The sequence below is a fragment of the Enterovirga rhinocerotis genome (assembly GCF_004363955.1).
Taxonomy (GTDB): Bacteria; Pseudomonadota; Alphaproteobacteria; order Rhizobiales; family Beijerinckiaceae; genus Enterovirga; species Enterovirga rhinocerotis.
In genome coordinates this window covers 15,247-27,625 of sequence record NZ_SNZR01000013.1, presented here as the reverse complement: position 1 = coordinate 27,625, position 12,379 = coordinate 15,247, and the positions used below count along the sequence as shown (strand labels likewise).

Sequence of the window (12,379 nt, the reverse complement as noted above, 5' to 3'; positions counted from 1 at the left end):
GAATGAGCCTTCTTCGGGGCAGGGCGTGACCGAGCCCTGACGGTCCCGGTGAGTTGGGCGCTGTTGTCAGACTGTCTTAGCGGCGTGCCCGTCCGCGTGCAATTTCGAGACCGGTGCTCGACAGGACCAAAAAGGGCACGATCAGCAGAGGCCGGCGGCCTTGAGCGTGTCGTGAGCCCGGATGATCTCGCGCAGCCGGTCCTCGAAAGACCGGTCGCCGCCATGCGCGTCGGGGTGAAAACGCTTCACGAGCGTCTTGTACTGAGCCTTGATGGCGGCTGCATCGGCGTTGTCGTCGAGCCCCAGCGTCTCGAGCGCACGCATGACGGGAGCCGGACGGCGAGGCCGTTCGGGCTCGGCCGCGCGGCGCGCGTGAAAGGGTTGCGCGGAGCGCAGGACACCGAACGGATCGAGATAGTCGAAATCGTTCGTCGGCGGCGGGGAGCCGTCCTTGCGGCGGCGGCCGGTGGCCGCGTTGCTGGCCGAGTTCCAGGTCGGCCGGTGGCCCGTCGAGGCATCCTTCTGGAACGCCATGACGTCGTCGTCGGCCATGCCGTCGAAATAGTTGTAGCGCTTGTTGTACTCGCGGACGTGATCGAGGCAGAAGCGCCAGTACTCCCCCTCGCGTCCGCGTCCCTTCGGGGCCCGGTGCGGACCGGCAGCGGAACAGCCGGGATGCTCGCAGGTGGGCTCGGCCTTCCTCGGCTCGTCGGCGGAGGGCTTGATCCTGATGCGGTCGAAAAGGGGTGAGTTGAGGTCCATATGAGCCGATTATGGGAGCGCGGCGGGCGTTCGGGCAACCCCGCCGGGACGAGCCAGCGAGCCCGCGCGAGGTTGACGTGGCGTTAAGAGACTGGATCGACGAGGCTTTGCGTCGGGAATTTTCGACCGAGACCGTCTCGGTGCTGGACGAATCCCACCTCCATGCGGGCCATGCCGGCTGGCGCGAGGGCGGCGAAACTCATTTCAGGGTGGATGTCGTATCGCCGGCCTTCGCCGGCAAGAGCCGCGTCGAGCGGCACCGTCTGGTGAACCAGGCCCTCGCACCGGCCTTCGCGCGCGGCCTTCACGCGCTCGCCATCAAGGCGCGGGCGCCGGGCGAATAGCCCGGGCCGGCCGCGGCGGCGCGAAGAGGTAGATCGCAAGGGCGGCGACGAGCGCGATGCCGAAGGCGAGGAAGAGGCGCTGATAGGCCTCCGGTGCCGCCATCCCCTCGCCGATCCAGCCGCTCACGGCCCGCCCCGACAGCCACTGCACCAACCCGCTGCCGCCGATGAAGGCGAAGTTCATGAAGGTGATGCCCCGGCCGACGAGGGCCGCCGGCATGAAGGACCGGGCGTGCTCCAGCAGGACGGCATACATGATGCCGAAGAAGCCGATCGCGGTGAGGATCGCGACCGCCGCCCAGACATCGCGCGCATAGCCGAGGCCGAGAGCCAGGAAGCCGCAGGTTCCGATGGCGATGCCGCAGGCGGTGGTGGTCTTCGCTCCGATCCAGCGCTCCAGCGCGCCCGAGATGATGGCCCCGAGCGACATGGCGAGCGCCATGGCGAGCACGGCGTTCCCGAGCGGCTCGGGCGCGAGCCCGAAGGTGCTGGTCAGATACGGCGCGATCCACACGGACCGGGTCGCGATCACGACGGCGTAGCTCACGAGCGCGAGCGGCACGAGTAGCCAGATCACGCGGATCGAGAGGATCGTCTTCAGGCCGCCGAGAAGCGAATCCCCGCCCGTCCGCTCCGCTGGCGGAGGGTCCCGCACCAGAAGCCAGACCGAGACCGCCGAGGCGAGGGTCAGGGCGGCGATGCCCATCAGCGAGCCGCGCCATCCGAAGCGCTCGGCGGCGAGGACGAGCGGCGTCGCGCCGAGGAGGTTCCCGATCGAGCCGATGCCGAGGATGGCCGACGACAGAAAGGCGAATTGGTGCGGCCGCGTCCGCGCGACGATGTAGAGCGAGGACATGTAGATCGGCGAACAGCCGATCCCGATCAGCACCATCGCGATCACGGCATCCGTGAACCCCGATGCGAGGGCGAGCCAGAGCGCTCCTCCAACGGCGGCCAGCATGGCCAGGGCCAGCATCCGCCTCGGCCCCCAGCGGTCGAGCGCATAGCCGACCGGAAACTGCGCGAAGGCGAAGGCGAAGAACCAGGCGGCGGACAAAGTCCCCAACGCGGCCGGATCGAGCCGGAGGTCTCGGGTCATGTCGGCCGAGACGACGGCCAGGAACGAGCGGTAGAACTGGCTCAGAGTGTACGCGAAAAGAAGAACGAGAAAGCTCGTCACGGCCGCCTGGCCCTCTCATGCCCGCCCCGGTTCGGCACGGGTTCCTCCCGGATGCTCTCGAAGCCGGAGGCTCACCCTCCCCTGGACGGGGAGGGTCGGCACACCGCGATCAGCAGGCGGACCGACCCGCCCGCCCGCGGCCTACTTCACGCGCTCGAGCACCGAGACGTAGTTCGCGACCGCGGCACCGCCCATGTTGAAGATGCCGCCGAGCGTCGCGCCCTCGACCTGGATGCCGCCGGCCTCGCCGCAGAGCTGCATCGCGGAGAGGGCGTGCATCGACACGCCCGTCGCGCCGATCGGATGGCCCTTCGACTTCAGGCCGCCCGAGGGGTTCACCGGCAGCTTGCCGCCCTTCAGCGTCCAGCCTTCCTTGATGGCGCGCGCGCCCTGCCCTTCCGGCACGAGGCCCATCGCCTCGTACTCGATCAGCTCGGCGATGGTGAAGCAGTCGTGCGTCTCGACGAAGGAGAGGTCCGACAGCGCGATCCCAGCCTGCTCGAGGCCCCGCTGCCAGGCGACCGTGCAGCCCTCGAACTTCAGGATGTCGCGCTTCGACAGGGGCAGGAAATCCTGCGCATGGGCCGTGCCGCGGAAGGCGACGGCGCGCTTCATGCCCTGCGCGGTCTCGCCATCGGCGATGACGAGCGCGGCGGCGCCGTCGGAGACGAGCGAGCAATCGGTGCGCTTCAGCGGCCCGGCGACGAAGGGGTTCTTCTCCGATTCCTGGCGGCAGAAGTCGAAGCCGAGATCCTTGCGCATCTGGGCATAGGGGTTGTCGACGCCGTTCTTGTGGTTCTTCGCGGCGATGAGCGCCAAGGCATCGGACTGATCGCCATGGCGCTGGAAATAGGATTGCGCGATCTGGCCGAACACGCCGGCGAAACCGCCCTGCACGTCGCCCTCCTCGGCGAGATAGGAGGCCTTGAGCAGGTTCCGTCCGATCTCGGCGGAGGGCGTGCGCGTCATCTGCTCGACGCCGACGACGAGGACGACCTTCGCGTGCCCGGCCTCGATGGCGCGGACGCCCTGCTGGACGGCGGCCGAGCCGGTCGCGCAGGCGTTCTCGACGCGGGTCGTCGGCTTGAAGCGAAGCCGGTCATCGGCCTGGAGCACGAGCGAGGCGGTGAAGTCCTGCGGCGAGAAGCCGGCGTTGAAATGGCCGAGCAGGATCTCGTCGACCTCGTCCGGACCGATGCCGGCATGGTCGAGCGCCTCGCGCACGACGCGGACGACCAGGCTCTCGACGGTCTCGGCGTCGTGCTTGCCGAAGGGGGTGTGGGCCCAGCCGACGATCGCCGGCTTCTGAGGGAGCTGGTCCATGGCGTTTCTCCGATCCGTTGACCGAGGCCTATGCACGGTTCGAAATGGCCGGACAAGACGCGCGGGCGCGGGGCAGGCCGGATGCCGGCTAGCGGGCCGACACCAGAAGCAGCAGCACCCCAACCACGATCATCGCCATCCCGGCGATCTCGCGCCGGGATGTGTCCTGGTGGAGAAGCTTGCGCGAGACGGCCTGGGCCATCAGCACCTCGACGAGAGCGAGGGTCCGGACATTGGCCGCGGCCGTGAGCGCGAAGCCGATGAACCAGAACTGCGAGGCCGCGGCGCCGGTGAAGCCGGCGAGCAGCGAGGACCGCCATTCGCGCAGGCTCCCCATCATCGCCGCCCTGTCGAAGGCCAGAAGCCAGACGAGCAGGATCGCGGTCTGGAGCGCGAGGGCACAGGAGAGGGTGGTCGAGGCGCGGACGAGAAAGGAGCCCGAATCGAGCGCGAGGATCGCGCCGCGATAGCCGACGGCGGACAGGGCGAAGAGGCCTCCCGAGACGATCCCGAGCGCGATCGGCTTCAGGCCGCCCTGAAGGGCCTCCCCGGCCGTGCGCTTCGACCAGGACATCGCGACGACGCCCGCGCTCGCGATCCCGACCGCCAGGATGCCCGGCAGCGACAGCCGGTCCCCGAGCACCAGGAAGCCGAACACCGCGATCTGGATCGCCTCCGTCTTGATCAGCGCCGTCACGACCGAGAAGGATCGATCCCGCATCGCCGCCAGCATCATCGCCGTGGCCAGGATCTGCGAGACGGCGCCGAGCACGAGGAACCCGGCGAAGCCGGCACCGGGCCCGGGAAGGGACTCGCCCGTGGCAAGAAGGATACAGGCGAGGAAAACGAGCGCGAAGGGGAACCCGTAGAGGAAGCGGACCTGGGTCGCGCCGACCGTGCCGATCGTCTCGGTCAGGCGCCTCTGCATGGCGTTGCGGGCGACCTGCCCCGCCGCGGCGATCAGGGTCACGGGCACCCAGAGGAACGTGATGTCCATGACGATCGTGTCTTGCCGGTTTCGTGCTATGCCTTGGTGTCGCCACGTATGAGGGGATAAGTGAGGGGGCACAAGCGCATGGCTGATGCGCTGACGTTTCCATCCCTTTTCGCGCGCTCGATCCCTGCCGCCCGATTCTCGCCGTTCTGGAGCTGACCCGCATGAGAGCGAGGCCGAGAGCCCTTATCGCGACTGCCCTGGCCCTGGCCGTCGGCGCATTCGGGACCGCGTCCGCGCAGACCCCGTCCCTGGTCGTCGACGCGGCTTCGGGCCGGGTGCTCCATGCCGAACGGGCGACCGATCCCTGGTATCCGGCCTCCGTCACCAAGCTGATGACGGTCTATGTCGCGCTCGATCAGGTGAGGTCAGGTCGGCTGCGCATGAATTCGCTGCTGACCATGTCGGAGCGGGCGGCCGCGATGCCGCCCTCGAAGATCGGCCTGCGCCCGGGCCTGACGCTCACGCTCGAGAACGCGCTGAAGATCATCATGGTGAAGTCGGCGAACGACGTCGCCACCATGATCGGCGAGAATGTCGGCGGGTCCATGGAGGGCTTCGCGGCGATGATGAACCAGGCCTCCCGCCGCCTCGGCATGAACGAGAGCCGCTGGTACAATCCGAGCGGCCTGCCGGATAATCGCCAGGTGACCTCCGCCCGCGACATGGCGATCCTGGCGCGGGCGCTGCTGCGCGAGTTCCCGGATCGGCAGGACCTGTTCAGCATCGGTGCCGTGCAGCTCGGCAGCGTCGTCATGCGCAACCATAACGGCCTCCTCGGACGCTATCCGGGGGCCGACGGCATGAAGACCGGCTTCATCTGCTCCGGCGGATTCAACATCGTCGCCTCCGCCCAGCAGGGCGGCCGCCGCCTGATCACGGTGGTCATGGGTCACGCGTCCTCGAAGGAGCGCGATCTGCGCGCCGCCCAGCTCTTCGACGCCAATTTCAGCTCCTCCGGCTGGGGCGCGGGCACGCTCGAGACGCTGCCTCTCTCGGCCTCCATGGCGGCCCCCGACATGCGGCCCGTCGTCTGCGGTCCGAAGCGCAGGCAGCCGGCCGAGGAGGAGGACAATGTCGCCTCCTCCGACAACCCGCTCGCCGCCATGTTCGCGAGCGCCGCTCCGCGCCGCACGCTCGGCCCGCGCGTCGCCTTCGCGCCGACTCCCGTCTGGGTCGGCGCCCAGCCGGGCGGCAACGACGACGAGGCCCTGACCAAGGGTCGCGGACGCTCCCAGCTCGCCAGGCGCAACGGCCGCTCGCGGGTCGCGACCCCGACGCCCGCCAGCCGGCCGGGCCCCGCCGCCATGGCCTTCACCTCGAGCTCGGCGACGCCGTCGATCATCGCCGGCAAGCCGCGCCTGCCCCCGAGAGGCGCCGCACGGGCGAGCGCCGACGCGACGGTCGCGGATACGAAGCGCAAGGCGAACGCCGCCGGCGCCGTCCTGCCGCCCCAGCGCCGGGCTGCCGCGGCCACCGCCAAGCCGACGCCGGCCGTGCAGGGCACGAACCCTGCCGCGAGAACGGCCAGCCGCAAGCCGGCGCCCGCCAAGAAGTCGGCCGCCGCCAAGGCGGATTGATCGGAGACAAGACGGAGCCAGCCGTGGCACAGGACGGCATGCCAGACCGCGGCCCCCTTCCACCGATCCCCCTTACCGTCCTCACCGGCTTCCTCGGAGCCGGCAAGACGACGCTGCTCAACCGGCTCCTGCGCGATCCGGCGCTCACCGACACGGTCGTGATCGTGAACGAGTTCGGGGCAGTCGGGATCGACCACCTGCTCGTCGAGCAGTCCGACGAGGGCATGGTCCTGCTCTCGGCCGGGTGCCTGTGCTGCACGATCCGCGGCGACCTCGTCTCGACCCTGGAAGACCTGCTGCGCCGCCGCGACAACGGCCGGATCATGCCCTTCCGCCGGGTCGTCATCGAGACGACGGGGCTCGCGGATCCCGCGCCCGTCCTCGCGGCCGTGCTGCACCACCCCTATCTCAAGCTGCGCTACGGGCTCGAAGGCGTGGTCACGGTCGTGGATGGCGTGACGGGCCTCGCAAGCCTCGAGCACCACGAGGAGGCACGCCGGCAGGTCGCGGTCGCCGAGCGGATCGTCGTGAGCAAGAGCGACCTCCCCGAGGCGGAGACCGTCCCGCTGGAGGCGCGGATCCGCGCGCTCAATCCCGGCGCGACCATCATCCGGGCCGTCCAGGGCGACGTGCCTGCCGAACGGCTCCTGTTGGGCGGCCTGTTCGGCCTCGACGGCAAGATCGGCGACGTCGAGGCCTGGCTACAGGCCGAGGCGAGCCGGCCGGACGATCACCACGCTCACGACCATTCCCATCCACATGACGGCCATGCCCATCATGGGCACGGCCACCATCATGGGCATGGCCATCACCATCACGACCCGAGCCGGCACGACGAGCGCATCCGCTCTCTCGTCCTGACGAGCGAGGCGCCGATCGCCGAGGGATCGCTCGACCTCTTCCTCGACATGGTCCGGTCGACCTTCGGGCCTCGGATCCTGCGCCTGAAGGGGCTCGTCCGCCTCAAGCGCGAGCCCGACAGGCCGCTGGTCATTCAGGGCGTCCGCCGCGTCCTCCATATCCCGACCATGCTGCCGGTATGGCCGGACGGCGATCGCCGCACGCGCATCGTGATGATCGTCGAGGACGTGCCGGGCGAGGCCATCGAGCGGATGTGGGGCGCCTTCGCCGGCATCCCGTCCCTCGACGCACCGGACGCGGCCGCGCTCGCCGACAACCCCCTCGCCCCCGCGACCTTGCGGGGCTGAGGCCCACCGCGACCGCCATTACGGAGCTGCCCAGCGCAGCCCCGGAAACCGAGCGAAATCCCGGTCCAGCGTGATCCATTCGCAACCGCTCTCGATGGCGAGCGCCGCGAGCCACGCATCCGTGGTGCGCGGACCTTGTGTCGCCGTATCGAGGCAGAGGCGGCGGAAGATGTCCCAGTGGCGCGCGCCGGGCTCTATCGCCTCAGCATGCGGCTGGCTCGTCAGATCCTCGCAGAAGCCGAAAGCCTCCTCCAGCGAACTCGGCGTCCGGAAGATGCGCGGCGAGGTCGTGATGCGGATCACCGCACTAAGCACGAGAGACGACAGGCCGAAGCGCGGGCCGCCGAGGACGATGCTGGTCAGCCAGGCGCGGCAACGCTCGTGGTGGGGGCTGTCAGCCCGGAAGGCATAGATCAGGACGTTGACGTCAGGCAGGATCATGCGGTGCGGTCAGGCGCCCGGCGTCGTCGAGATCCTCGATCTCCCGGATCGTGAACGAGCGATCCAGATCGATGCCGGGAAGAAGACCGCCGCCGGCGCGACTGATCCGCGGCAAACGTCGCCGGGCCGTATCCGGCTCGGCCTTGTCGCGGACGACTTGCCGCAAGCCTTCCTCGATCAGTGCCGCCAAGGTGCTGCCACCGGCAGCCGCCTTGCGGCGTGCCTTGTCCATGAGATCAGCAGGCAATCGCACGGTGGTGCGCTCGATCGACATGCCGGTCAGGATGAGCCGGCACGCCGATATGTCAAGCACGCGCGTCCCCTGTCGGGGCGTCCTTGCGGAAAGCTCTTCTCCTCACCCGGCTCGGGCTTCCGCCCGAGTCCGTTCTCTGCCCTTGGGAGTGTCGCAGCGGGCGCCCCTCAGGCCGCGCGCTTCTTCTCGGCGAGGAGGCCGCGCTCGATCAGGCACTCGGCGATCTGCACCGCGTTGAGCGCCGCGCCCTTGCGCAGGTTGTCCGAGACGCACCAGAAGGCGATGCCGTTGTCGACCGTCGAATCGTCGCGCAGGCGCGAGATGAAGACCGCGTCCTCGCCCGCGCTCTCGTGGGGGGTCATGTAGCCGCCGGGCTCGCGCTTGTCGTCGATCAGGATGCCGGGCGCCGCGCGCAGGATCTCGCGCGCCTCGTCGGCCGAAAGCGGGTTCTCGAACTCGACATTCACCGCCTCCGAATGGCCGATGAAGACCGGCACGCGCACGCAGGTCGCGGTCAGCTTGATCTTCGGGTCGAGCATCTTCTTGGTCTCGACCACCATCTTCCACTCTTCCTTGGTGAAGCCGTCCTCCATGAAGACGTCGATCTGCGGAATGAGGTTGAAGGCGATGCGCTTCGGGAACTTCTTCCGCTCCATCTGCGACAGCGAATAGACGCTCTTGGTCTGGTCGTAGAGCTCGTCCATGCCTTCCTTGCCGGCGCCGGAGACCGACTGGTAGGTCGAGACGACGACGCGCGTGATCTTCGCCGCGTCATGGAGCGGCTTCAGCGCGACGACGAGTTGCGCGGTCGAGCAGTTCGGGTTGGCGATGATGTGCTTCTTCGTGAAGCCCGCGATGGCGTCCGCGTTTACCTCCGGCACGATCAGCGGCACGTCGGGATCGGTGCGGAAGGCCGAGGAATTGTCGATCACGACGCAGCCCTGCGCGCCGATCTTCGGCGACCACGCCTTGGAGACCTCGCCGCCGGCCGACATCAGGCAGATATCGGTGTCCGCGAAGTCGTAATCTTCGAGCGCGCGGCACTTGATGACCTTGTCACCGAACGAGACCTCGGTGCCGACGCTGCGGCGCGAGGCGAGGGCGACGACCTCGTCGGCCGGAAAACCGCGCTCGGCCAGAATGCCCAGCATCTCGCGGCCCACATTGCCGGTCGCGCCGACAACGGCAACCTTGTAGCCCATCTCACTCTCCTGATCGTCCGAAGGAAGAACGCCCGTCCAGGGCGCGGAACTGATACGCCCGAGGTCTCGATCCAGGGATGGTTCGATCCGGGCGCGAACGCGAAACCGGCTCTCGGGCCGGGCTCAGCCGATGCGTTTCAGCCGCCGCGTCGGGCGGATGATCGTCGTGAAGGCGAGGGTCGCGGTCATGGCCATGGTCTGCCGAATGGGGGTGAGGACCACGGACGACGCGATCTGTCAAGGTCGCCGCCACCGAGACCGGAGGCCCTCGCGCATTGATCGCCTGTCCGATTTTGGCGATATGCCGGAGATCGACAATCGGCCGAAGCCGCCGCACCGGAGGAACCATGACCTTTCCGAAGCCGAACGAGGTCACGAAGGTCGCCGTCGTGGGCGCCGGCACGATCGGCGCCTCCTGGGCGGCATGGTTCCTCGGGCGCGGGCTCACCGTCGCCGTGACCGATCCGCTCCATGGCCGCGACCAGTTCCTCCACGATTATGTCGCCAAGGCCTGGCCGGCCCTCGTGCGGATCGGCGCCGCGCGGGAGGCCGAGCCGGCCTTCGACCGGCTGTCCTTCAGCCCCGAACTCGAGGAGGTGCTCGACGGCGCCTCGGTGGTGCAGGAAAACGCGCTGGAGCGGCTCGATCTCAAGCAATCGCTCCTCGCCCGGATCGACGCCGCCCTGCCGCCGGACCGGCTGATCGCCTCCTCGACCTCGGGCTTCAAGGCGAGCGAGCTTCAGCAGACCATGGCGCATCCGGAGCGCCTCGTGATCGGGCACCCCTTCAACCCGCCCCATCTCATCCCGCTCGTGGAGGTCGTCGGCGGCGAGAAGACCGATCCGTCCGCGGTCGCCTGGGCGATGGAGTTCTACCGCGCCGTCGGCAAGCATCCGATCCACGTCAAGAAGGAAGTGCCGGCCCATATCTCGAACCGGCTCCAGGCGGCGCTCTGGCGCGAGGCCGTGCATCTCGTGGCCGAGGGCGTCGGCACCGTCGAGGACGTCGATGCCGCCATCGCCTACGGGCCGGGCCTGCGCTGGGCGCTGATGGGGCCGCACATGATCTTCCATCTCGCTGGCGGCGAGGGCGGCATGCATCACTTCCTCGATCACCTCGGCCCGCCGATGGAGAGCTGGTGGAAGAGCCTCGGCCAGCCGAGCCTGACGCCGGAGGTGAACGAGGCGCTGGTCGCGGGGGTCGAGGCCGAGGCGGGCTCGCGCAGCATGGCCGACCTCGCCGCCGAGCGCGACGCGCGCCTGATCGCGCTCCTCGACGTGCTGGGCCTCGCGCGCGACAAGGCCTGACCTCGGGTTCCCGGCCACCCATCCTCCTCGGCGGCAGCCGCCCTCGACCCCGGCCGCGCTTCGGCGCATATGTCCGCCCGCCGCGGCCGGCCCCGGCGCCCTTGTCGCATTCTCGTCGCGAATGGTGGGGTCAGAGGCTGTCGTGGCCGATGACGCGGCCTGAGCAGGGAGCACGATCTTGCGGATTGCGATGGTGGGGGCCGGATATGTCGGCCTCGTCTCGGGGGCCTGCTTCGCCGATTTCGGACACGAGGTGGTCTGCGTCGACAAGGACCCGGCCAAGATCGAATCGCTCCGCGCCGGGCACATCCCGATCTTCGAGCCGGGCCTCGAGGAGACGGTCGCGGCGAATGTGCGGGCCGGCCGGCTCTCCTTCTCGACCGATCTCGCCGCGGCGGTGCCGCAGGCGGACGCGGTCTTCATCGCGGTCGGCACGCCCTCGCGCCGGGGCGACGGCTTCGCGGACCTCTCCCACGTCTACGCCGCCGCGCGCGAGATCGCGGCCTCGCTCGAGGGCTACACCGTCGTCGTGACGAAATCGACCGTGCCGGTCGGCACGGGCGACGAGGTCGACCGGATCATCCGCGAGACGCGGCCCGGGGCCGCGTTCTCGGTTGTCTCGAACCCCGAATTCCTGCGCGAGGGTGCCGCGATCGAGGATTTCAAGCGTCCGGACCGGATCGTGATCGGGGCCGAGGACCAGCGCGGCGCCGAGCTCGTGGCCGAGCTCTATCGCCCGCTCTATCTCAACGCGGCGCCGGTCCTGACCATGGGGCGGCGCACGGCTGAGCTCACGAAATACGCCGCCAACGCCTTCCTTGCGCTGAAGGTCACCTTCATCAACGAGATCGCCGATCTCTGCGAGCAGGTCGGCGCCAATGTGCAGGAGGTGGCGCGCGGCATCGGGCTCGACAAGCGGATCGGCGGCAAGTTCCTGCATGCCGGGCCGGGCTATGGCGGCTCCTGCTTCCCGAAGGACACGCTCGCCCTGACGAAGACGGCGCAGAATGCGGGCGCCCCGCTCCGGCTCGTCGAGACGGTGGTCGCCGTCAACGACCAGCGGAAGGTCGCCATGGCCCGCAAGGTGATCGCGGCCTGCGGCGGCTCGGTGCGCGGCCGGACGATCGGCGTCCTCGGCCTCACCTTCAAGCCGAACACCGACGACATGCGCGATGCCCCCTCCCTCGCCATCGTGGCGGCCCTGCAGGATGCCGGCGCGCGCATCCGCGCCTTCGACCCCGAGGGGATGGAGAATGCCGCGAGCGTGCTGGACGGCGTCGACTACACACGCGACGCCTATGAATGCGCCGAGGGCGCGGACGCGCTCGTCCTCATCACCGAATGGGATTCCTTCCGCGCGCTCGATCTCGAACGGCTGAAGGCGGCGATGGCGGGCCGGATCGTGGTCGATCTCCGCAACGTCTACCGCCCCGACGAGATGAGCCGACGCGGTTTCGCCTATGTCAGCATCGGCCGCCCCGACACGCCGGCCCCGATCACCTGAACTCAGTCCCCAAACCCCACCTTGCGCAATCCCCCCGGAACCGGATAAGAGGGCCCGTCGCCGCAATAGCTCAGCTGGTAGAGCACCTCATTCGTAATGAGGGGGTCGGGGGTTCGAATCCCTCTTGCGGCACCAGCAATTTCAAGCACTTAGATGCAGTTGCAGGGCGCCCATTGAGGCGCCTTTCGTTTTGCGGACCCCATGCGGACCCCTTGAACATGATTTTGGGCGCTTGCCGACGCAGATCGATTCGCGTGGTCGGTTAGCCCACTTGCGGGAAG

The 12,379-nt window shown here is 69.0% G+C and carries 12 protein-coding genes and 1 tRNA gene; 6 read left to right on the top strand and 7 right to left on the bottom strand.

Annotated elements, in window-relative coordinates; translation table 11 throughout:
- Positions 1–141: 141 nt before the first annotated feature.
- Positions 142–762, bottom strand: coding sequence for a J domain-containing protein (locus EV668_RS11880; RefSeq protein WP_133770267.1), 621 nt, complete (start codon positions 760–762; stop codon positions 142–144).
- A gap of 77 nt (positions 763–839) precedes the next feature.
- On the opposite strand from EV668_RS11880, the gene EV668_RS11875 reads away from it, so the two are divergent.
- Positions 840–1,106, top strand: a complete 267-nt coding sequence (locus EV668_RS11875) for a BolA family protein (protein ID WP_425359619.1) — start codon at positions 840–842, stop codon at positions 1,104–1,106.
- Here the strand turns inward: EV668_RS11875 and EV668_RS11870 are convergent.
- The 3 genes from EV668_RS11870 to EV668_RS11860 all read right to left on the bottom strand — a co-directional run bounded on the left by EV668_RS11870 (position 1,081) and on the right by EV668_RS11860 (position 4,606).
- Positions 1,081–2,286, bottom strand: a complete 1,206-nt coding sequence (locus EV668_RS11870; RefSeq protein WP_133770263.1) for an MFS transporter — start codon at positions 2,284–2,286, stop codon at positions 1,081–1,083. The genes EV668_RS11875 and EV668_RS11870 overlap by 26 nt on opposite strands.
- A 141-nt stretch (positions 2,287–2,427) precedes the next feature.
- Entirely contained in the window at positions 2,428–3,609 is a 1,182-nt protein-coding gene (locus EV668_RS11865) for an acetyl-CoA acetyltransferase (RefSeq protein ID WP_133770261.1), read from the bottom strand.
- Between the two features lie 88 nt (positions 3,610–3,697).
- A complete protein-coding gene (locus EV668_RS11860; protein WP_133770260.1) occupies positions 3,698–4,606 on the bottom strand; it encodes an EamA family transporter in 909 nt (302 codons plus the stop codon).
- Positions 4,607–4,767: 161 nt separating this feature from the next.
- Here EV668_RS11860 and EV668_RS11855 point away from each other — a divergent pair, with 161 nt between their 5' ends.
- Both EV668_RS11855 and EV668_RS11850 read left to right on the top strand, forming a co-directional pair.
- Positions 4,768–6,183, top strand: coding sequence for a D-alanyl-D-alanine carboxypeptidase family protein (locus EV668_RS11855; protein ID WP_133770258.1), 1,416 nt, complete (start codon positions 4,768–4,770; stop codon positions 6,181–6,183).
- Between the two features lie 38 nt (positions 6,184–6,221).
- The gene (locus EV668_RS11850) at positions 6,222–7,391 is read left to right on the top strand and encodes a CobW family GTP-binding protein (RefSeq protein ID WP_133771953.1); all 1,170 of its coding nucleotides are present in this window, start codon (positions 6,222–6,224) and stop codon (positions 7,389–7,391) included.
- Positions 7,392–7,409: 18 nt separating this feature from the next.
- Here the strand turns inward: EV668_RS11850 and EV668_RS11845 are convergent, their stop codons facing one another.
- From EV668_RS11845 to EV668_RS11835, 3 genes are all read right to left on the bottom strand, one after another.
- Positions 7,410–7,832, bottom strand: a complete 423-nt coding sequence (locus EV668_RS11845; protein ID WP_133770256.1) for a type II toxin-antitoxin system VapC family toxin — start codon at positions 7,830–7,832, stop codon at positions 7,410–7,412.
- On the bottom strand, positions 7,819–8,145 hold the full coding sequence (locus tag EV668_RS11840; RefSeq protein WP_133770254.1) for a hypothetical protein: 327 nt from the start codon (positions 8,143–8,145) through the stop codon (positions 7,819–7,821). Before EV668_RS11840 ends, EV668_RS11845 begins: the two co-directional genes overlap by 14 nt.
- 107 nt (positions 8,146–8,252) lie before the next feature.
- Positions 8,253–9,287, bottom strand: a complete 1,035-nt coding sequence (locus EV668_RS11835; RefSeq protein WP_133770252.1) for an aspartate-semialdehyde dehydrogenase — start codon at positions 9,285–9,287, stop codon at positions 8,253–8,255.
- A gap of 347 nt (positions 9,288–9,634) precedes the next feature.
- On the opposite strand from EV668_RS11835, the gene EV668_RS11830 reads away from it, so the two are divergent.
- The 3 genes from EV668_RS11830 (at position 9,635) to EV668_RS11820 (ending at position 12,233) form a co-directional block, all read left to right on the top strand.
- Positions 9,635–10,594 carry a 3-hydroxyacyl-CoA dehydrogenase NAD-binding domain-containing protein gene (locus EV668_RS11830; protein ID WP_133770250.1) on the top strand — a complete coding sequence of 320 codons (960 nt, stop codon included), beginning with the start codon at positions 9,635–9,637 and terminating at the stop codon, positions 10,592–10,594.
- Between the two features lie 178 nt (positions 10,595–10,772).
- Positions 10,773–12,098, top strand: a complete 1,326-nt coding sequence (locus tag EV668_RS11825; RefSeq protein ID WP_133770248.1) for a UDP-glucose dehydrogenase family protein — start codon at positions 10,773–10,775, stop codon at positions 12,096–12,098.
- 59 nt (positions 12,099–12,157) lie between these two features.
- A tRNA-Thr gene (locus EV668_RS11820) sits at positions 12,158–12,233 on the top strand.
- Positions 12,234–12,379: the final 146 nt, after the last annotated feature.

Bases quoted from the DNA above. Each gene is read 5' to 3' on its own strand.
- EV668_RS11880 (WP_133770267.1), bottom strand. From the start codon at position 762: ATGGACCTCAACTCACCCCTTTTCGACCGCATCAGGATCAAGCCCTCC.
- EV668_RS11865 (WP_133770261.1), bottom strand. From the start codon at position 3,609: ATGGACCAGCTCCCTCAGAAGCCGGCGATCGTCGGCTGGGCCCACACC.
- EV668_RS11860 (WP_133770260.1), bottom strand. From the start codon at position 4,606: ATGGACATCACGTTCCTCTGGGTGCCCGTGACCCTGATCGCCGCGGCG.
- EV668_RS11855 (WP_133770258.1), top strand. From the start codon at position 4,768: ATGAGAGCGAGGCCGAGAGCCCTTATCGCGACTGCCCTGGCCCTGGCC.
- EV668_RS11850 (WP_133771953.1), top strand. From the start codon at position 6,222: ATGCCAGACCGCGGCCCCCTTCCACCGATCCCCCTTACCGTCCTCACC.
- EV668_RS11845 (WP_133770256.1), bottom strand. From the start codon at position 7,832: ATGATCCTGCCTGACGTCAACGTCCTGATCTATGCCTTCCGGGCTGAC.
- EV668_RS11835 (WP_133770252.1), bottom strand. From the start codon at position 9,287: ATGGGCTACAAGGTTGCCGTTGTCGGCGCGACCGGCAATGTGGGCCGC.
- EV668_RS11830 (WP_133770250.1), top strand. From the start codon at position 9,635: ATGACCTTTCCGAAGCCGAACGAGGTCACGAAGGTCGCCGTCGTGGGC.